General features: G+C 56.2%; 18 protein-coding genes. 7 read left to right on the forward strand and 11 right to left on the reverse strand.

Annotated features, from left to right (window positions below):
• Positions 1-17: 17 nt before the first annotated feature.
• A complete protein-coding gene (locus tag ACU6HM_RS14180) occupies positions 18-3,320 on the reverse strand; it encodes an autotransporter outer membrane beta-barrel domain-containing protein (RefSeq protein WP_446763965.1) in 3,303 nt (1,100 codons plus the stop codon).
• Between the two features lie 280 nt (positions 3,321-3,600).
• Here ACU6HM_RS14180 and ACU6HM_RS14185 point away from each other — a divergent pair, with 280 nt between their 5' ends.
• A complete protein-coding gene (locus ACU6HM_RS14185; RefSeq protein WP_250756355.1) occupies positions 3,601-4,023 on the forward strand; it encodes a hypothetical protein in 423 nt (140 codons plus the stop codon).
• Between the two features lie 126 nt (positions 4,024-4,149).
• Here the strand turns inward: ACU6HM_RS14185 and ACU6HM_RS14190 are convergent, their stop codons facing one another.
• The 4 genes from ACU6HM_RS14190 to ACU6HM_RS14205 all read right to left on the reverse strand — a co-directional run bounded on the left by ACU6HM_RS14190 (position 4,150) and on the right by ACU6HM_RS14205 (position 7,934).
• A complete protein-coding gene (locus tag ACU6HM_RS14190; protein ID WP_137431124.1) occupies positions 4,150-4,539 on the reverse strand; it encodes a DUF6180 family protein in 390 nt (129 codons plus the stop codon).
• A gap of 189 nt (positions 4,540-4,728) precedes the next feature.
• The gene (dinD, locus tag ACU6HM_RS14195) at positions 4,729-5,604 is read right to left on the reverse strand and encodes a DNA damage-inducible protein D (RefSeq protein ID WP_009461412.1); all 876 of its coding nucleotides are present in this window, start codon (positions 5,602-5,604) and stop codon (positions 4,729-4,731) included.
• 101 nt (positions 5,605-5,705) lie between these two features.
• Entirely contained in the window at positions 5,706-7,079 is a 1,374-nt protein-coding gene (gene mnmE, locus ACU6HM_RS14200) for a tRNA uridine-5-carboxymethylaminomethyl(34) synthesis GTPase MnmE (protein WP_336973753.1), read from the reverse strand.
• 252 nt (positions 7,080-7,331) lie between these two features.
• Positions 7,332-7,934, reverse strand: a complete 603-nt coding sequence (locus tag ACU6HM_RS14205; RefSeq protein ID WP_022983402.1) for a helix-turn-helix domain-containing protein — start codon at positions 7,932-7,934, stop codon at positions 7,332-7,334.
• 109 nt (positions 7,935-8,043) lie between these two features.
• Between ACU6HM_RS14205 and argE the strand changes: the two genes are divergently transcribed.
• From argE to ACU6HM_RS14225, 4 genes are read left to right on the forward strand one after another with little or no spacing between them, the layout of a single operon-like run.
• The gene (gene argE / locus ACU6HM_RS14210; RefSeq protein ID WP_324577809.1) at positions 8,044-9,240 is read left to right on the forward strand and encodes an acetylornithine deacetylase; all 1,197 of its coding nucleotides are present in this window, start codon (positions 8,044-8,046) and stop codon (positions 9,238-9,240) included.
• A 30-nt stretch (positions 9,241-9,270) separates the two neighbouring features.
• Positions 9,271-10,245 carry a threonine ammonia-lyase gene (locus ACU6HM_RS14215; RefSeq protein WP_446763966.1) on the forward strand — a complete coding sequence of 325 codons (975 nt, stop codon included), beginning with the start codon at positions 9,271-9,273 and terminating at the stop codon, positions 10,243-10,245.
• A 2-nt stretch (positions 10,246-10,247) separates the two neighbouring features.
• Positions 10,248-11,252: an ornithine cyclodeaminase family protein gene (locus tag ACU6HM_RS14220; RefSeq protein WP_446763967.1), complete on the forward strand. Its 1,005-nt coding sequence runs from the start codon at positions 10,248-10,250 to the stop codon at positions 11,250-11,252.
• A gap of 30 nt (positions 11,253-11,282) precedes the next feature.
• Complete coding sequence (locus ACU6HM_RS14225) at positions 11,283-12,254, forward strand: tripartite tricarboxylate transporter substrate-binding protein (protein ID WP_254500147.1); 972 nt, start codon at positions 11,283-11,285, stop codon at positions 12,252-12,254.
• A gap of 169 nt (positions 12,255-12,423) precedes the next feature.
• On the opposite strand, the gene ACU6HM_RS14230 is transcribed toward ACU6HM_RS14225, so the two are convergent.
• From ACU6HM_RS14230 to rpmH, 6 genes are all read right to left on the reverse strand, one after another.
• Complete coding sequence (locus ACU6HM_RS14230; protein ID WP_250756358.1) at positions 12,424-12,813, reverse strand: VOC family protein; 390 nt, start codon at positions 12,811-12,813, stop codon at positions 12,424-12,426.
• 105 nt (positions 12,814-12,918) lie between these two features.
• Positions 12,919-14,361, reverse strand: a complete 1,443-nt coding sequence (locus ACU6HM_RS14235) for a catalase (protein WP_009461427.1) — start codon at positions 14,359-14,361, stop codon at positions 12,919-12,921.
• Between the two features lie 331 nt (positions 14,362-14,692).
• A complete protein-coding gene (gene yidC / locus ACU6HM_RS14240) occupies positions 14,693-16,360 on the reverse strand; it encodes a membrane protein insertase YidC (protein WP_009461429.1) in 1,668 nt (555 codons plus the stop codon).
• A 107-nt stretch (positions 16,361-16,467) separates the two neighbouring features.
• Positions 16,468-16,710: a membrane protein insertion efficiency factor YidD gene (gene yidD / locus ACU6HM_RS14245; RefSeq protein WP_021447161.1), complete on the reverse strand. Its 243-nt coding sequence runs from the start codon at positions 16,708-16,710 to the stop codon at positions 16,468-16,470.
• Positions 16,707-17,072, reverse strand: coding sequence for a ribonuclease P protein component (rnpA, locus tag ACU6HM_RS14250; RefSeq protein ID WP_009461433.1), 366 nt, complete (start codon positions 17,070-17,072; stop codon positions 16,707-16,709). The genes yidD and rnpA overlap by 4 nt, the downstream gene beginning before the upstream one ends.
• Before the next feature lie 69 nt (positions 17,073-17,141).
• On the reverse strand, positions 17,142-17,276 hold the full coding sequence (gene rpmH / locus ACU6HM_RS14255; RefSeq protein WP_003800771.1) for a 50S ribosomal protein L34: 135 nt from the start codon (positions 17,274-17,276) through the stop codon (positions 17,142-17,144).
• A 224-nt stretch (positions 17,277-17,500) separates the two neighbouring features.
• On the opposite strand from rpmH, the gene dnaA reads away from it, so the two are divergent.
• Both dnaA and dnaN read left to right on the forward strand, forming a co-directional pair.
• Complete coding sequence (dnaA, locus tag ACU6HM_RS14260) at positions 17,501-18,898, forward strand: chromosomal replication initiator protein DnaA (RefSeq protein ID WP_009461437.1); 1,398 nt, start codon at positions 17,501-17,503, stop codon at positions 18,896-18,898.
• A gap of 2 nt (positions 18,899-18,900) precedes the next feature.
• Complete coding sequence (gene dnaN, locus ACU6HM_RS14265; RefSeq protein WP_009461439.1) at positions 18,901-20,010, forward strand: DNA polymerase III subunit beta; 1,110 nt, start codon at positions 18,901-18,903, stop codon at positions 20,008-20,010.
• Positions 20,011-20,015 lie beyond the last annotated feature (5 nt).

A 20,015-nucleotide genomic window follows, 5' to 3' on the forward strand; every position in this document is an offset into this window, starting at 1 on the left:
CTTACGTTTCAGAGCGTTTAGAACATCCAGTTCAGGAATAATTTACCGTTTATATCGGCACGGCTATCCCCTAATAAACGGGTACTGGCCGACAGACCTAAACGCAGACGCTCGGATTGCTGCAAGCTGATGCTGGTGCCCAGCGCCAAAGCATGGCTATCTACCCGCGCGTAACGACCATCAAAACTCACGGATTGGGCACTGGCAAAGGCCGCTTCCTGGGTCTGGTTACGGCTTAGCAAAGCCTGCTCCCAAGCAATCGATAAGGACGTTTGCAGTTGGCGATCCTGGCTTAAATTCCAGTTTTGACGCAGGGCCAGGCCAATGGAAGCCTGCAAGGCATTTTGGCGGCTGGCGTCCAGGCGCAGACGGCTGGCGGCATCGCCGCTCTCTTCCAGTCCAGGGCGCCGGTAATGGAGGTAATCCAGAGCCAGAACCGGCCCGATGCTGCCGTTCTCGCCCAGCGTCCAGTTGTAGCCAGTCTGTACACCGAGCGAGAAGGTATGCCCTGTCCAATCCGAGGAGGGACGTGCTTGATAGCCCGCAAAGCTGATGTTGCGGTTCATCTTGCCCTGTTCGATACCCAGACGTAGTTGGGCCAAGCCATTCCAGCCTTCCTGGCTGTAGCCACGGTAGCGGGCATGCACCCCCAGGCCCAGACCGGTCAGCTTGCTCTTGGCCTGGAAGGGGGCGTCTACGTTGACGCGCTGCTCGTTGGCATTACCATGCACCCCCAGGCTCCAGTCACTGCCTTCAGCCCGGTGTTCCGCCCCCAGCATTACCCCATAGGTCTCGCTGCGGTGGTCAACATCGTTGTTACCCAGTTGCCAGTGGTAGCGGCCCCCATAGGTCTGGATGAAGCTTTGCCAGCCGCTCTTGTTGATACCGTCGGTTTGGCGCAATTGTTCGGATACCAGTTGTTCGCGACGCAAGGCGGCAGCGGTTTGGGCAGCGTAAGATCCTGCACTTAATTGGTCCAAAGCCAGGCCAATATCGCTGCCATCAGTCCGAGAGAAGTCCATGGCCTGATACACCGCTGCCAGGGACTGATTGCCCGAGGAGGCTTGTGCCAGGCTGGTACCTACCGAGGCTGCATTGGGCGAAGCAGCATATTGCGCATAAGCGTCCTGATTACGGCTGACGGACCAGCCATTGCCCGTGCTTTGTACATTCAGGGTGGGCGATGCCAGCGTGGCATTGAGCGCAGCAAACTGCCCTTGTGTTTGGCTGGCAGTGAACACCTTGTCCTGGTTCAGTGTCCAGCCGTTCTGATACCAGTCTGGTTGCAAGTCCACGTGCAGTTCACCATCCAGCTGCGCCAAACCTTGCACATCAATATGATCGTTCTGCGTGGTCGAGGCCTCCACCAGAATCCGGCCATCGGCACCTTGGACAAAGTTGCCCTTGATCGTCATGTTCCCGTAGGAATTCCCAGGGCTGAGTGTGCCGTTATTGGTGAAGTTGTATTCAGGGTTGATCGTGAATTCGCTATTGCCGTACAGGGTGGCACCCCGATCTACTCGCAAGCCATACAACTCGTGTTGTCCATTCAAGGAGGTTGCGCCCCCGGCAATGACAACAGCCAGATTGTTTTGACCTTTGATATTGCCGTCATAACGCATCTGGAAGTTAGGATCAGCCGCCTTGGTGGCACGACCGTTTTCATCGGCCTTTTGACCGAAGCTGATGCGGGTCAGGAGCAGTTGCTGGTCAGAGTCGCGACGGTTGTAGTCCGAGGTGATGTCACCAGTAATTTGCGCGCCCTGCAAGATATTGATGTTCTGCACCCAGGCATTGTCTGCGATATGGATGGCTGCTTTCTGGCCCGACAAGGTGCCGGACAGATCGTAATTGCTGATCAAGGCACCTTGCAAAATGGTCGGTACAGCTTGTAGCTGGCCATCCACTACGACTAGCCAGGAGCCGTGATACTCATCGTCGCTACCCATGGCGTTCTGGCCGAAGTCAAACAGGGCTCCGATGCCAGCTTGGCCATCTGCCCGGACCTCACCTTGCTGAACAATATTGTGATGACGACCATAGCTGAATTGCAGGCCGCGGCCATACCAGCCCTGGGCATGAACACGCGTGGCTTCGGGGATAAGGAGAGTGTTTTCGCTACCATCCACACGTACGCCTACGCCTCCTGGCCCGGCTGTCAGTAAATCCGCCGCCTGGGTAATGATGTTGCGTTCGCCATAAATGTGCAGCCCCAAGCCTTGCGTGGCCATATTGTATTGACCGGGCAGGTAGGCCGTGCCGTTTGCATTGCGGGCAAAGTAGCCATTGGTATTGTTCAGGGTGACACCGTCCCCATAGACCGAATAGCCAAAGAAGTTGCGACGATCAATGCTCAGCCCAATATCCTGCAGGGCGGCAAGCTCGGCTTCCATCAGATTCACATAGTTGCGATAGGTCTGATGGCTCATCAAGCTGTTGCGCAGCTCGGTGTGGCTCATGTAGTTGCGATCCACTCCGTATCGCGGTTGGTCATGAACGTTCAGGATGCTGACGGGGATGCCCGGCATGGCGCCATTCAGGACTTCCTGTACATGATCTCCAGTGAAGTAGCCCTTGTCTTCGCGCAGGTCAAAAGCGGCAGGATCATATGGGTTGGTGCAGACCGAGCACAGGATTTTCTGTCCAGGGCTGGGGGCTCGACCCTGGTCATCGCGCAAGCCCAAGGCCCAGGGGCTAAGGTCATTCAGGAAAAAGGGATCGGGTGGATCAAAGCTGTTTTCAGGCAGGTTGTCGGTGACTGTATTGCTGATGCCCAAAGCATGCGCCAACTCGTGGAAAATGACTGCGTTGTAGTCCGCCTTGCCAGTTAAGGGCAGTTGGCTTGGATTGACGGGGGCGGTATCCAGATCCAGCTTTCCGACGCTGATAACCGCATCGGGGTTGTTTGGGTCACCCTGGAAGATTCCGTGCAAGCGTGCTTGCAAGGCCGACAGGACGAAGTTGGGATGATCAGGGTTACTTAGTTGGGCACCATAGGCATTGGCGTTCTTGTCATTCATGGTGCCCAAGTTGATCACAGCCGGTGTGTAGCCCGCCGGCAGGTCAAGGATTTCGGCCCAGCGCTCCAGGGCGGCACGAATTTTCAGCCGACCATTCTCGTCAATATTCCAGGGGGAAACGCGTGGATTGGATTGATCCGACGTATCGTAACCGCCATCATCCGGCCCATAGATCCGCAACTCAAAGGCTTGTTGACCTTGTTTGTTCAGAATGAATTCTGTCTCGTAGGCATAAGCGCTGCCGGCCCAGCTCAAGGCCAACAGGGTGTGGCCTAGTAGTGCTTTGATTTTGAAGTCCATGGGGTTCAGATAAAGAGAAGACAATGGTTAGGAGGCACTTTTCGTATAAAAGTAAATAAAAGTGTCTTTTCTTGCTACTTATTTCTGAGTTGTGCCGAACAGCTGAGTAAAAGGCGCAACACTTGGTGAACACATCACGGTAAAGAACTACCGGGTTTCAGCCGTAACCCTCTAGGGGATGATGTGTACAAGAGAGGAAAGTATGACCATAGAGATCAGTGGACAGGGTTTAATACATAAACAAACTATGCCCGTGGCTGAACCATTAAACGCGTCGGCCATGACGCCCCCTGTGGTGCCCGAGCAGGAAGAGTCTGGTTCCATAGACTCGTCGGGACGTATCAAGGTGCACCTGTCTCCCATGGGAAAAGATCTGTCGTTGACCAGTCAGCAAGCTCAGAAAAAAGGCCGCGACAAGGACATTGATGACAGCTCTTTGCCTGACGGAGTCAAGGACATACTTAAACGTATCCGCGACCTGAAAGAGCAAATTCAGCAAAAACTGATGGAGTTGCAGCGTATCCAGGCCAGCGACAAAGGTAGTGAAGCGGAAAAGAAACAGGAGCTGGAGCGCGTGCAAGGCGAGCTGACCAGTTTGAACGGTGCTCTGTCCAGTGCCCACGCCATGTTGAACAAGGTTATGGACGACATTGAGCTGGATGGAGATAGCCGTATGGAAGTGGCAGATTTGTTGATGAAGTAAGAAGCCGTTCGACTGGCTTCGGGAGTCCTTGGGGGCGCGGGCGGTTTGTTCGGGCGCAAGCCTGTATGAACCAGTGACTGCGCCCTTTTTTGACTCGGGACAGTCTGGGGCTGCCGTCACTGATACTCAGGGCTGGTTTGCCACCGTCAAGGCCTGCGTAATTTTGTGGTTGAGCTGATGTGGAGACATCAAATCCGCCGTGACCTGTGCTTTGGTGCGAATGATGTAGGCAGTCGATGGATTCAAATCAATGCAATACACCACCAGCGATCCGCCCCCTAGGGGAGCCGCACCAATATAAACCCCTAACTGTTCGCTGGCTGCCGAGTCATTGCGCTGCTGGTAGCCTTCGCCCGCGGCGGTTTGCTGAACGGTATCCAGGCACTGGGCCACGCTGAGACGGGAGATGGAGCGCTGTTCCGCCTCCAATTCCAGAGGCATCCATTCTTGAGCTTGTGCTGCCCAAGCGCCATGAAGCAAAGCTGCCATCAAAACCCACTTGTTGAGTGTGTGCATGATGTCCTCCCGCAGGAGACGATGGAATACCCAGCATAGTCCTGATCGATGAGGACGAGCTTTGATAGGGCTTAATTCAGGGATGAATTTCGGGTTTTTACTGAGGTGGGGGCCTGCTCGCAGTAGTAGGGGTAGGCAAGTATCCGGCAGTCGGCTTGAAGAAGGTTCCAGGCCTTCTTCCTTTAGCTGCTAGTGTGGCTCTTGGTCTTTCTGCTTGTGGGCTGGAAGTTTCCCTGTTTGTTTCAGCAGTTTCTTTTCTTCTGTTTTGACGCGACGTTCCAGCTTTTTAATATCTTCCTCGGCAGGGAGCTGCTCAGGCTGGATACCGCGCTGACCCAGCATATCGCGCACGCTGCGGTTGTTCTGTTCATGCTCGCGGGTGATCGACGTCTCGCCATGTAGCTGCTCTTGCGTGACGTTGTGATTCGTCATTTCCGTGGCGAGGTTCTTGGCGGCAATGGTTAGCGTAGGCAGAAAGTCAGCCAAGGGGCGGGTTTGAATAATGCCGTAGCGGTCTTTCATCATCTGGGTGGTGTGCCCACCAAATAGCGCCGCATCCCCTTTTGATCGGATGCGGCCAAAGCCTTTGTCGTCTACCCCATGTTCATAGAGGTTTTGCGATAGTGTCCTTTCGGACTCGCGAAGGCGTTCGCGGGCATCCAGTCTGGCTTGCAGACGCATGCGATCTTCAATCAGCTCCTGCTTGCGGGTCTGGATGGCGAAGTAGCTTTGAGCAAAGGCAATCGCCGGCTTGCGTGGGTCGCCGTTCTGGGCGATGAGGTAACAGGCATAGCGGGTGAGCATGATGTCTTCTATCGAACGATCTGCTCCGCTGCCAATCTGGACCATTTTCGTGACGCCACGAAAATGGTCCCCTTCTTCGTAACCCGTTGTTTTACAAGACTCTACCGCCCGGTCGATCGCCGTCTTGAAGTTCTCCCAACGCACATAGCCTAAAGGCTCCATCAAGTCGCGGGCGAACCAGAACTCCACGCCCTCTTCTGGGATGGTGTGGCTCAAGCCGTCGAACTGGTTTGTTAGCTGCGTAATGTCTTGAGATTCCACTTGATGTCTCCGGGTTGTATGACACTTGCCATCACGTCGCCAAAAGCCTTGTCTGGTTCTGGGGCCAGTGCGATGAGACACCGAGGACGTTCAGGCCTGCATCACTTCCCAATACAAAAACTGGAGAAAATCTCCCCCAGCAAATCATCGCTGCTGAACTCGCCGGTAATCGAGCACAGATCCAGATGTGCCAGGCGGAGCTCTTCTGCAAACAGATCCAATACCTGATCGCTGTGTGTGGCGTGTTCCGCAGCCAGGCCCAGGTGGTACTCCGCGCGCTCCAAGGCCCGCAGGTGTCGTTCTCGTGCCAGCCAGGGGGACTCACTGCCGGGGTTCCAGCCTGCGATATCCAGCAAGGTGCGGCGCAGCGTGTCCAGACCGATGTCCTTACGGGCAGAAATCGGCAGCACGGTGGCGCCGCTTTCTTGTGCCGGCAAGGCCGCCTGTTGCTCAGCTGTCAGCAAGTCTATCTTGTTATAGACGCGCAGCACGGGTACGTGTGATGGCAGGCGAGTGGTAATGGCACTATCGAGCTCGTCTTGCGGGTTGCGAGCATCGAGCAGGTGCACGATCACGTTCGCCTTGGCGATTTCGTCCCAGGTTCGGGCGATACCGATGCGCTCTACGGTGTCCTCGGTTTCACGCAGACCAGCGGTGTCCACGATATGTAGCGGGATGCCATCGATGTGGATCAGCTGCATGACGCGGTCGCGGGTGGTGCCGGCGATGTCGGTCACGATGGCCACATCTTCACCGGCCAGGGCGTTGAGCAGGCTGGATTTACCCACATTGGGCTGGCCTGCCAGTACAACGTGCAGGCCCTCGCGCAGGATCGCCCCTTGACGCGAATGCTGCAGGATGCGTTCCAGCTCGTCCTGTATGCCTTGCAGGGTGGCCGCCGCCTGATACTTTTCCAGGAAGTCGATTTCTTCTTCGGGGAAATCCAGCGTAGCTTCTACCAGCATGCGCAGGTGAATGATACGGTCGGCCAGGGCGTTGACGTTGTTGGAAAACACGCCGGATAGGGACGCGACGGCACTGCGGGCCGCGGCTTCCGATGAAGCGTCAATCAAGTCGGCCACGGCCTCGGCCTGGGCCAGGTCCAGTCTGTCATTCAAGAAGGCGCGCTGGGTGAACTCGCCAGGCTCGGCCAGGCGCAGGCCCTGATCTTTACCCGCTTCCAGGCAGCGATCCAGCAGGCGGCGCAGAACAGCCGGGCCGCCGTGGCCCTGCAGCTCCAGCACATCTTCGCCGGTATAAGAATGCGGGCCTTTAAAGAACAGCGCGATGCCCTCGTCGATTGCCTCGTCTTGTGCGTCCTTGAAGGGCAAAAAGTGCGCATGACGCGCTTGCAGCGTACGGCCAAACAGGGTCTGGATCAGAGCATCAAGCTCCTTGCCGGACACACGGATGACACCAATACCACCCCGGCCGGGGGCGGTGGCAATAGCCACAATAGGGGAAGAGCTGGACATGGGCAGATCGATCAAAGAGGCAGAACAGAGCCGTATTGTAATGGAGCAGGTGGATGGTTCGGACTTGGAGCGTTAGCCCTTGTTGGTATCTGAAACGCTTGTGTTTATCTACTTGTGGCCCAGGGTCTTGAGAATCAGGCAATCAGGCAATCAGGCAGGCATCTGGGTTATCTAACCGGGGCCAAAGCAAATAAACAAGCTCTTGGGTATGTCACCACAGCGGCAAAAGTTAGCTGTCTACGCCTCTTGAGCCTAATGATTGTTCACACAAACCACCAAGATCTCCACGCTTTCCCCGTGTTCGCACAGGTACAAGTGGCCCAGATTGCTTTTGAAGTAGATGCTGTCGCGCGCCTGCAGCACGTGGCGGCGCCCGTCCTGAAACTGCATGGTCAACTGCCCTTCGATCACAAAAATAAATTCTTCGCCTTCGTGCTGGCTGAAGTCGCTGGCATCGCGTGGTTTACCGGCCAGGACACGCCCGTGCATGGGCGTCATTTTCTTGTTGATCCATTCTGATGCCAGCATGCCGTATTCATAACGATGCGCATGGTAGGTCACGGTACGTGAAGCCCGTCCCACCAGAATATCCATGCCGGATTCATTTTGATCGCGAGGTGTCTTGAACAGGTCGGACAAATCCATCTTCAAGGCCCGGCTGACGGCCAGAAATTTTTCGTAGCTCAGGCCAATCAGGCCGCGCTCTGCCTTGGACAGGGTGGACAAAGACACATTGGATAAGCGTGCCAACATCAGCAGGGTCAGGCCCTGTCGTTTGCGTTCATCACGTATGCGCGCCCCCATGGCTGTTTTGCTCAATAAGTTGGGGGCGGTGTTGGCTAAGTCTTTTGTCATAACCTAAAGAAGTAAAAAGCCATCTTCTTATAAATAATATTAATTTTCTTATAGGAAAACTCTGTCCTATTGTATAGAACTACACGTTTTACGCTGGGAGAAAGAAGGCATGACTGCGTTGTTTGATCCTACTGCTTATCCCTCTACCTCGGTGGAATGGATACAGAAACTGATTGCTTATGATACGACAAGCCGGGAATCCAACCTGGAACTGATTCATGACGTGCAGGCCTATTTGCAGCAGCAAGGGCTGGAAACTGTGCTGACGCATGACGCCGGCGGCCGCAAGGCCAATCTGTTCGCTACGATTCCGGCTGCTGATGGCACGCGTACTGGTGGCATTGTTTTGTCGGGCCATACCGATGTGGTGCCTGTCGATGGCCAGAACTGGAGCAGTGACCCTTTCAAAGCCGAGATTCGCGACGACCGCCTGTATGGCCGCGGTACTTGCGACATGAAAGGCTTTGTCGGTGTGACCTTGCAATTGGTTCCTGAAATGCTGGCGACCAAGCTGTCCAAACCCATCCACCTTGCCTACTCCTACGACGAAGAAGTGGGATGTGTGGGCGCGCCAGTCATGATTGATGACTTGGTCCGCCGTGGCGTGAAACCGGAAGGTTGCGTGGTGGGTGAACCCACCAGCATGCGCACCATCGTGGCGCATAAAGGCATTAACGCCTATCGCTGCCGGGTGCACGGTCATGCCGCGCACTCCTCGCTGACCCCCAAGGGTGTGAACGCGATTGAGCATGCCGCCCGCATCATTACCGCCATCCGTGATCTGGCCGACGACTACAAGAGCATGGGCCCTTATGACCATGATTTTGACGTGCCCTTCACCACTTTGCAGACCAGCATGATTCGTGGCGGTATCGCCTTGAATACCGTACCTGACCTTTGCGAGTTTGAATTTGAATACCGCAATCTGCCCGGCGTGGACCCTGAGCCGATCTTGCAGGAAATCCGTGAGTTCATTGACCTGAAAGTCCTGCCTGCCATGCGCCGCGAGCATCCGGATGCTTTGGTGGAGCTGGAGAAACTGGCCAGCGCTCCCGGCCTGAATCCTGAAGAACAAGCAGCCATTACCAAGCTGGTGCGTGAACTGACGCGGGACGACACGGTGCGCAAAGTGGCCTATGGCACCGAGGCAGGTCTGTTCCAGCAAGCCGGTATCCCTTCGATTATCTGTGGTCCCGGCAATATCGAGCAGGCCCATCGTCCCGACGAGTACGTAGAACTGGCGCAAGTGGAGCAGTGCGAGCAGTTCTTGCGCGCTCTGATTCGCAGCCAGGCTGTGGCCTCTTAAAAATAGACAAACAGGTTTCAAGGCAAACCCATGACAACAGAAAAAGTTACCAAGGAAAATGTGGTGCAGGCGCATGAGCGTCTGCGTCCCTATGTGCACCAGACGCCCGTGTTCGATTACCAGACCGGGCGTCTGGACAGCGCCGTCAATTTCAAGTTCGAGCATTTGCAGGCCTCGGGCACGTTCAAGGTACGCGGTGCTTTCAACAACTTGTTGAGCTTGTCCGAAGAAGCACGCCAGCAAGGGGTGACTTGCGTTTCTGCAGGTAACCACGCCGTGGCCGTGGCCTATGCCGCCCATCAAATGGGGGTGAAAGCCAAGACCGTGATGATCAAGACGGCCAGCCCGGCGCGCGTAGCGCTGTGCCGCGAATATGGGGCCGAGATCGTCTTTGCTGACAATGGCGAGCAGGCGTTTGAACTGGTGCGTCATATAGAGAAGAACGAACAGAAGACCTTCATTCATCCGTTCAGCACCTACCCCACCGTGCTGGGAACCGCCACGCTGGGCTACGAATGGTTGCAGCAAGCGGGCAAGCTGGACGCGGTGCTGGTGCCCATTGGGGGCGGTGGCTTGGCCGCCGGTGTGTCGGCTGCCGTCAAGCTGTGGCAGCCTGATTGCGTGGTCTATGGCATCGAGCCTGTGGGAGCAAACGTCATGGCGCTTAGCCGCCAGGCTGGCGAGCCGCAAAAAATCGGCGCCATGCAGTCCATCGCAGACAGTCTGATGGCTCCGCATACTGACGAGTTCAGCTTCCGTGTGTGTCAGGACAATATCGATACGCTGGTGACCGTCAACGACGACCAGATCCGTGCAGGGATGCACTTCCTGTTCAACGAATTCAAGATGGCCACTGAACCGGCTTGCGCTGTGGCAACGGCTGCCTTGATGTTCCCCTTGCGCAAACATCTGGCCGGGCAACGAGTGGGCGTGTTGTTTTGCGGCTCCAATACGGATACCGACACCTTTATCCGCCATATCACCACGCCACTGGCGCAAGGCTAATCATGCAGCTAAGCGTTTATGTAGCAAAAGCCCAGGAAGTGTATGAAGGGTTGGATATGGGGGCGGCGATTGATCTGATGCGCCAGGGTTTTATCGCCATGCAGCAAGGGCGTATTGACCAGCCCTTGCGTACGATTGTGCGCAGCCATTTGTCCAGCGGCTTTCTGGGCATGATGCCTGCCTGCATCGACATGCCGGAGATTTATCCCGAGCCTTTGTACGGTGCCAAGATGGGCACCCTGTTTCCAGACAATGTGCGCTTGGGTAAGGACCCCCATCAAGGCTGCGTGCTCTTGATGAGCGGCTTGACCGGCGAAACACGTGCCATTCTGGATGCCAGCAGCGTGACGGCCTTGCGTACCGCAGCGGTCAGTGGCCTGGCTACCGACATGCTGGCGCGCCCGGATGCCAGCGTGCTGACCTTGTTTGGTGGCGGGCATCAGGCCTTGTGGCAGTTGCGTGCCGTGGCGCAAGTGCGTCGCTTGAGCAACGTATTTGTGATTACCCGCTCCGCACAGTCGGCTCAGCATTTCATTGAAGAAGCCCAGGCGTATCTGGATTGCCCCTTGATAGCCGGAGTCTCGGCCCAGGAAGCCGTGTCCCAGTCGGATATGGTACTGACGGCCACCAGCTCTGCCACGCCTGTCTTGCAGCGCGAATGGCTGCGCCCTGGCACGCACATCACCGCCATGGGTTCCAGCATACCCGCCAGCAGTGAACTGGATGGCCCCACCATGACGGCAGGCCGTTTGTTTGTGGACCGTGCGCAATCCACTCGTAACGAGTCGGGCGAGTTCTTGAATGCGTGCAAGCAGGGCTACTTGTCGGCGGATACCGAGCTGAACGAGCTGGGCGCCGTTCTGGAGGGGCAAGCCGCAGGCCGCATCAACAATGAAGAAATCACGATTTTTAAATCCTTGGGCTTGGCATTCGAGGACGTATTGACGGCGGCCGCCTTGTTAAGCCGTCATGCCGCACAAGGAAATGGACGAGTAGTAGAACTTTAATAGCGTCATCAAGAGGTAGGGAGACAAGTAATGAAAAAGAAATGGGCGCAGGTGTTGCTGGGAACGGCGTTGGCCTTGGCAACAGGCATGTCTGTTGCCAGCAAGTTGCCGGACACCATACGTTTGGTCGTAGGTTATCCGGCCGGAGGAACAGCGGATGCCGTCGCGCGGGTGTATGCCGAGCAATTACGTGAAAAGCTGGGTGTGAATGTGGTGGTGGATAACCGCGCAGGCGCGGGCGGGCAGGTTGCCGCTCAAGGCTTTTTGCGCTCGCCTACCGATGGCTCGGTGCTGTTGGTCGCCAATAATCACATGATGACCACCCTGCCCCTGACCGTAAAAACGGTCAGCTACGATCCAATAAAGGATTTTGCGCCGGTAGCCGTGATCGCCAAGTTCGAACATATCTTTGTGGTCGGTAAAACCACGCCTGCCAATACCTTGCAGGAGTACGTGGAGCTGGTGCGCAAAGAACCGGAAAAGTACGGCCACTATGGCATTCCCGCCCCCGGCAGTGCCCCTCAGTTCATTGGCTACAGCATCGCCAAGAAGAACGATATCCAGATGTCCCCCGTGCCTTATAAAGGGGGTGCCCCTTTGATCAACGACCTGCTGGGTGACCATATACCCGCTGGCGTGGATGCGGTGGGCATGATTACCGAACACGTTGCCGCCGGTTCGGTGCGGGTGCTGGGGATTACCGGCGCGGAACGCCTGCCTATCTTGAAAGACGTGCCCACCTTTGCAGAAATGGGCTATGGCGACCTGAAAGCGTCGGGCTGGATGGGGATTTTTGCCCCGCTGGGCATGGAGCCGGAGATGGTCAAACAGTTCCAGGACGCCTTCAATGAAGTGGCCAAGCTGCCACGCATTGAAAGCGCGATTGTGCCCATCGGCTTCCGACCCGAGTCGGGCGATGCGCAGGAGCTATCGCGCATTGTTCAGAACGACCTGGACACTTGGGGACCCATCATCAAGGAGTCGGGGTATTTGCAGCAGTAAAACTCAAGGATGTGGAAAAACGCCCCGCAAGTTTGAGTGTGGGGCGTTTTTGCTTCTACGTGTAGTTTTCTAACCGCTCTGAACAAGTCGATGTTAGCAAGACCCGGACACGCCCCTGTCAGATTGCGCTTGAGGTGCACGGAATGCATATCCCGAATCCAGCACAAACTTAATTAACCGGCGTACACAACTCCACCACAATGCGCTCCGGTGTTTGCACATAAGACACCACCTGTCCCCAAGGCTTGTCCTGCGGCGGTGCCAGTTCCGTGCCCCCTTCTGCCAGCGCCTTGGCATGAGCGGCAGGTACATCATCGCAGACCAGGGCAACTTCGATGCCCAGCGGCACTTCTGACGCGTGCGGTGACAAATGGCCTTTTGGGTAGTTCATGTAGGCCAGCATTTCCCCCGCAAAGGCCAAGGTGGTTTGGCCGGTTTCCAGCTCGCCGTACAAGCCGGTTTCATGCAGCATTTTGGTGGTCAAGCCAAACGCGCGGTTGAAGTAATCCAGTGCCTGGCCGACGTCGGGAACGTAGATGATGGTGTAGCCAAATTTCATGGTGGGGCTCGGTAGGAAAACGCAGGGCCAGTGCAAAAAAAAATCGGCTCCCCGATTGTAGATGGGGAGCCGATTCTTTGATGGCTTAAACAGCCCAGTCAGGGTTTAAAGCTGACCGCGTTTTGTCAGTTCTGCTTTGACACCTGCACCGTAGGCAGGATCTGCCTTGGTGAAGTGACCCAGCTGACGCTCGATGATTTCCTTGGGAACACCGGCCATGGCGTCGGCAATATTGCTGAACAGACGCTGCTTTTCTTCGTCGTTGAACAGGCGGAACAGATTGCCGGGCTGCGAGTAGTAATCATCATCCACGCGGTGATCCCAGTGATCTGCCGGCTGGCCGTCCAGCGCCAGAGGCGGTTCGCTACGGGGAGCCTGTTGCCATTCGCCCTGGCTGTTGGGCTCGTAGTTGATCGTGCCGCCGTTATTGTCGCCAGTACGCATGGCGCCATCGCGGTGGTAGCTGTGGAACGGGCAACGCGGTGCGTTCACTGGCAGCAGCCCGTGGTTCACGCCCAGACGGTAACGCTGGGTGTCGCCGTAGGAAAAGATACGACCTTGCAGCATGCGGTCGGGCGAGTGACCAATGCCGGGCACCAGGTTGGCAGGCGTAAAGGCGGCTTGCTCCACTTGGGCAAAGTAGTTGGTGGGGTTCTCGTTCAACTCCAGCATGCCCACATCGATCAGCGGGAAGTCGCCATGTGGCCAGACCTTGGTCACGTCAAAGGGGTTGATGTGGTAGGTGCGCGCCTGCTCTTCGGTCATGATCTGAATGCGCAGCGCCCAGCGTGGGAAGTTGCCCTTTTCAATGTTCTCGTATAGATCGCGCTGCGAGCTCTCGCGGTCCTGGCCCACGACTTTGGCGGCTTCTTCATTGGTGTAGTTGGCAATGCCCTGCTGGGATTTGAAGTGGAACTTCACCCAGTGGCGCTCGCCCTTGTCGTTGATCAGGCTGTAGGTGTGCGAACCAAAGCCGTGCTGCTGACGAAGGTTACAGGGCAAACCGCGGTCGCTCATCAAGATGGTGACCTGGTGCAAGGACTCGGGCGACAAGGACCAGAAATCCCAGGCGGCGCTCATGTTGCGCAGGTGGCTGCGCGGGTCGCGTTTCTGTGTGTGGATGAAGTCGGGGAACTTCAGTGGATCCCGTATAAAGAAGACAGGAGTGTTATTGCCCACGAGGTCCCAGTTTCCGTCTTCTGTATAGAATTTGAGGGCAAATCCTCGAACGTCGCGTTCTGCATCGGCGGCTCCTGCTTCACCTGCTACGGTGGAAAAACGTAAGAAAACGGGTGTCTTGCTGCCTGGCTTGAAGACCTTGGCCATGCTGTACTTCGTGATGTCGTGCGTGACGGTAAAGGTACCGAAAGCGCCCGAGCCTTTGGCGTGTACGACACGCTCCGGGATGCGTTCTCGGTCAAAGTGAGCCAGCTTCTCCAGCAGCCAATAATCCTGCATCAGGACGGGACCACGAGGGCCTGCCGTCATGGAGTTCTGGTTCTCCTCAACCGGGCGGCCAGCGGCGGTTGTCAGGGTTTTGTTGCTCATTGTGTTTCTCCGTTGAAGCTGACCCGAACCGAGGGGGCGGGTCGTTTTAAGAAGTTGAGATCAGTCTACTTGCCTTGGTCGAAATAGTTAAATCAAATGATTTTAGTGAACAAATAGCTTTTTGCTATCAAGACGGTTTTCATCCCGATCATAGCGGTAAGTAGAAACGCTGCGCATGAATTTTCTATGAGCAGAATCTGAAAAGTTAATCAATGTTTGTAAATACGGGTCTTTAGCGAGGTTGGGCAGGATCGTTCCGAGTGATCTGGCATGGGTAGCAGGCAAAAAAAAACCCCGCTAAACGTAGCGAGGTTTTTTGTGTCAGAGCGAATTAGCTGTTGGCTGCTTTCGCGCTGTTCTTTTCGATCTGCACCATGATGTAGCGCTGCTGGGCAATGGACAGGATGTTGTTCACGCACCAGTACAGAACCAGACCGGCGGGGAAGAAGAACATCATGCCACCAAAGACCAGAGGCATCAGCATCATGACTTTGGCTTGCATTGGATCAGGCGGGGTGGGGTTCAGCTTGATCTGCAGGAACATGGTACCCATCATGATGGCGGGCAGAATCATCCATGGGTCGCGTGCGGCCAAGTCGTGAATCCACAGAATCCAGGGTGCACCGCGCATCTCGACGCTGCCCAGCAGCACCCAGTACAGTGCAATGAACACAGGGATCTGAACCAGCATGGGCAAACAGCCACCCAGCGGGTTGATCTTCTCGGTGCGGTACATCTCCATCATGGCGGCGTTCAGCTTGGCCTTGTCGTCGCCGAACTTCTCGCGCAGGGCTTGCATGCGTGGCGCAAATTGCTTCATCTTGGCCATGGAGCGGTAGCTGGCGGCCGACAGCGGGAAGAACACCAGCTTGATCAGCACGGTCAATGCCACAATGGCCCAGCCCCAGTTACCCAGCAGGGAATGCAGCCAGGTCAGCAGCTTGAACAGCGGCTTGGAGATGATGGTCAGCCAGCCGTAGTCCACCACCAGATCCAGACCGGTAGCCAGTTGCGACATGGCTTTCTGGTCTTGCGGGCCTACCCACAGGGAGGCGTCCACAGCCTTGCTTTGGCCAGCGGCGATCGAACCGACCGATTCCAGCGTGCGCACGGCGTACAGATTGTTGCCCAGCTTCAGGATTTCGTTGGTGCGTTGCAGATCCTGGGCAGGAACCCAGGCGGTTGCAAAGTAGTGCTGCACCATGCCGATCCAGCCGTTATCCACGCTGCGCGCGTAGGTGGCCTTGTTCTTGTCAATGTCCGAGAAGGTGATCTTCTGGAATTTGTCGCCGCTGGAGTAAACCACAGGACCGGTAAAGGTGCTGTACAGGCGGGAAGAGTCGGGTGGGTTGTTGCCGTCGCGAGTCAGTTGCAGGTACAGGCGTGGGTCAATCGCGGCGCCGGTATTGTTCTGGATGTCGTGACGAACCTGGATGTCGTAGCGACCCTTGTGCAGCGTGTAGGTCTTGGTGACTTTCACGTCGTCCGAAGTCGCTTCAAACACCACGTCCAGCGTATCGCCCGTCATGCTGCGCTGGCTCGAGACCAGGGTGAACGGGGTCAGGTGGTTGGGCAGGTTCTGGCCAGAGGCACCCACAATACCGGACTGGGCCAGGTAGGTGGAGGCGGGCGAGTTATCCAGCAGCACCATGGGCTGCTCGGGGTTCTCGGGCGAACCGTACTTCAACAGCTCGGCCTTGATCAGCTGGGCACCTTCGGTGCTAAAGCCCAGCTTGTAGACGTCTGTCGTGATGTCGATAGTTTGCGCTGTGGCAGACACCGCGCTGTTGCTCGAAGGCAAGGCAGCAGACGCAGTCGGCTCTTGAGCAGCGGGAACACCACCGTTTGCGGCAGGTTCGTCGGAGGCTGCTGGCGCTTGTGTGGTGGCTGGGGTGGAAGCGAACAGCGATGGTTTGCCGTTGTATTCCTGCCAGTTGTTCCACAGCAGCAGCAGTGCAAAGGAGAAGATCATCCATAGGATGGTGCGTCGGATATCCATAGCGCCTGTATCACATTTATAAAGCTGAGCAAAAGCTTAGCAGTTTAACGTAGCTGGTCAGCAAACAGGGGGTTGCCTTGAAAAACAAGGCGCAGACCAGGACGATTTCAGAAAGTGTTGCGGTCTTCGGGCGTGCGAGCGGGCACAGGATCATGCCCTCCCTTGCACCAGGGATTGCAGCGGCAGATGCGTACACCACCGAGCCATAGCCCTTTGAGCGGGCCATGAATTTCAATGGCCTGCAAGGCATAGTTGGAGCAGCTGGGAGTAAAGCGGCAGTTTCTACCGATCCATGGACTCAGAAAAAACTGGTAAAAGCGGATCGGTGCCGAAGCCAGTTTGCGCATCATGGCCGTACCTTGGAGAACAAGGTGTCGGCCTCGGTGCGAACCAGTTGCTTCAGGGCAGTCAGCGACACCTGGGGTACCTTGCTGTGCAGCCTAAAGACATAGGCGGCATTGGGCAAGCCTTCACGTTTGTGGCGGAAGGTTTCGCGCAAGATACGCTTGATGGTGTTGCGGGTGACGGCACGGTTGGCAAAGCGCTTGGGGACGATCAGTCCCAGACGGGCGCCTTCGGTCTGGTGTGGATCTTCGCCACGAGAGCGAGTGACCACGAACAAAGCCCCGCGACCTACGCGTTGCCCTTTAAGAGACTGTGCGTATTCGGTGGGGCTATGTAAGCGAGCCGTAGCTGGAAAGGAGGCACGCATGATGCGTATCGTGGGAGTCGGGCTTTAGATAATAGATCCATCACCCTGGGCCCCGCATCCCGACATGGCTTATACAGCCAGACGTTTGCGACCTTTAGCGCGACGTGCGTTCAAAACAGCGCGGCCACCGCGAGTTTTCATGCGAACGCGAAAACCGTGGGTACGCTTGCGACGGGTAACAGAGGGTTGGTAGGTGCGTTTCATGGTGTATCCAAAAAAATGAGCCGCCAGAAATCGCAGAAAATCTCCACCCCGACAGCGCAAACGCTTGGGATCTGGCAACAGAAAATCGTGTTAAGCCCGTCATTTCAGCAAATTCTTTCTGTTGTGTCAATTATTTAGCCCGATATTACGCAACTAAATTTGTTAGCCTGTGGATAACTTGGCACAGCTCAGGGTAGAATCGAGGTTTACAGAAGTGATGACCGATGAATGAATTCTGGCAGTCCTGCGTTCAGAAATTGGAGCAGGAGCTTCCCCCCCAACAAATAAGTGCGTGGATACGTCCACTGGTTCCCCTGGACTTCGACAGCGAAGCCGGGGTGTTGCGCGTTTCTGCTCCTAATCGTTTCAAACTGGATTGGGTCCGCAAGAATTTCGCCACTCGCATAGAGGAACTGGCTTCGGATTTCTACGAATGTCCCGTAACGGTTCAGTTCGAGCTGCCCTCGGCCAGCGCGGCGCCTCGTCGCGCCCTGGCCGATCGTGCCGCTCCTGCGCCTGCAGGCAGCCCCGCCGGTGAAAACCTGGCCCCTCCTGTTGCCAACCCGGCCATGACGGCGGTGGTGGATGCGGTACAGGATCGTTCGCGCCTGAACGCCGAACTGACTTTCGACAACTTCGTGACGGGTAAAGCCAACCAGCTGGCACGCGCAGCGGCCTTGCAGGTGGCCGAGAACCCCGGTGTCTCCTATAACCCACTCTTTCTGTATGGCGGTGTGGGTTTGGGCAAGACCCACCTGATTCACGCGATCGGCAATGCGCTGGTCGCCAATGGCAATGGTGTGCGGGTACGTTACGTCCATGCCGACCAATACGTGTCGGACGTGGTCAAGGCATACCAGCGCAAGGCGTTTGACGAGTTCAAGCGCTACTACCATTCGCTGGACTTGCTGCTGATTGACGATATTCAGTTTTTCGCCGGCAAGAACCGTACGCAGGAAGAGTTTTTCTACGCCTTTGAAGCGATGGTGGCTCAGCGCAAGCAGATCATCATCACCTCGGATACCTATCCCAAAGAGCTGGCCAATATTGATAGCCGCCTGATCTCGCGCTTTGACTCCGGCCTGACCGTGGCCATCGAGCCGCCCGAGCTGGAAATGCGCGTGGCAATCTTGTTGCGCAAGGCTCAGGCCGAAGGCATTGCCATGCCCGAAGAAGTGGCTTTCTTCATTGCCAAGCATCTGCGCAGCAACGTGCGCGAGCTGGAAGGGGCGCTGCGCAAGGTTTCGGCCTACGCGCGTTTCCATGGCCGCGATGTCTTGACGGTGGAAGTGTGCAAGGATGCACTGAAGGATTTGCTGTCGGTCTCCAATGGGCAGATCACAGTGGAAAATATTCAGAAAACCGTGGCCGATTTTTATAAAATCAAGGTCGCGGATATGTACTCCAAGCGCCGCCCCGCCAATATCGCCATGCCGCGCCAGGTGGCCATGTATCTGGCCAAGGAACTGACCCAAAAGAGTTTGCCGGAAATTGGCGATCTTTTCGGTGGTAGGGACCACACTACGGTGCTGCACGCGGTGCGCAAAATCTCGGATGCACGCACCAAGCAAGCCGAACTGAATCACGCATTACACGTACTGGAACAAACTCTCAAAGGATGACCATGCAACTCGTTCAAGCTACTCGCGACGCATTGCTAAAGCCCTTATCCACAGTAGTTGGCATTGTGGAGCGCCGCCATACTTTGCCGATTCTGGCCAACATCCTGCTGCGTAAAAACGGCTCTGATGTCTCTTTCCTGGCAACCGACCTGGAAGTGCAGATCACCACCAATGCCGACTTTGGCGTGGGTGAGGACAATGCAGCCACCACGGTGGCGGCCCGCAAGCTGCTGGACATTCTGAAAGCCCTGCCCGACTTTGGCGATGTGCGCCTGGGCCTGGACAGCGGCAAGCTGACCATCCAGTCCGGCAAGAGCCGCTTTCAGTTGCAGACTCTGGAAGCCGCTGATTTTCCAGTGCTGAACCTGCCAGAGCAGTGGGACGTGTCCTTGAGCATGCCTCAGCGCACTTTGAAGCACCTGTTCAATACGGTGCACTTTGCCATGGCGCAGCAAGACATTCGCTACTACCTGAACGGTATGTTGCTGGTGTTTGAACCCGGCCTGGTACGTACGGTTACCACGGACGGTCACCGTCTGGCTCATAATGCCACCGCAATTGACGGCGTGCAGGAGCGTCACGACATCATCGTGCCGCGCAAGACGGTGCTGGAAATGCAGCGTTTGCTGGGCGATACCGACGATCTGGTCAACATTGATGTGTCCAGCCGTCAGATTCGTTTCCGCTTTGGCGATGTGGAGTTGGTCTCCAAACTGGTTGAAGGCAAATTCCCCGACTTTGCTCGTGTGATTCCTTCCAACTACACCCGCCACTTCGATGTCAGCCGTGAAGTGCTGCAAGGCAGTTTGCAACGTGCTGCCATTCTGACCACCGACAAACTGCGTGGCGTGCGACTGCAACTGTCGCAAAACCAGCTCAAGATCTCCGCCTCCAACGCTGAACAGGAAGAAGCCGTCGAAGAGCTGGATATTGATTATGAACACGAAAGTCTGGACGTTGGCTTTAACGTCAGCTACCTGCTCGATGTGTTGGCCAGCATCAAGGACGAAACGGTCCGCTGGTCTGTGCAGCCCGATGCCAACGCCTCTGTGTTGATGACGCTGCCCGAGCAAGAAGACTTCAAGTACGTGGTCATGCCGATGCGCATTTAATGCAG

It is taken from the genome of Alcaligenes sp. RM2 (genome assembly GCF_052931795.1).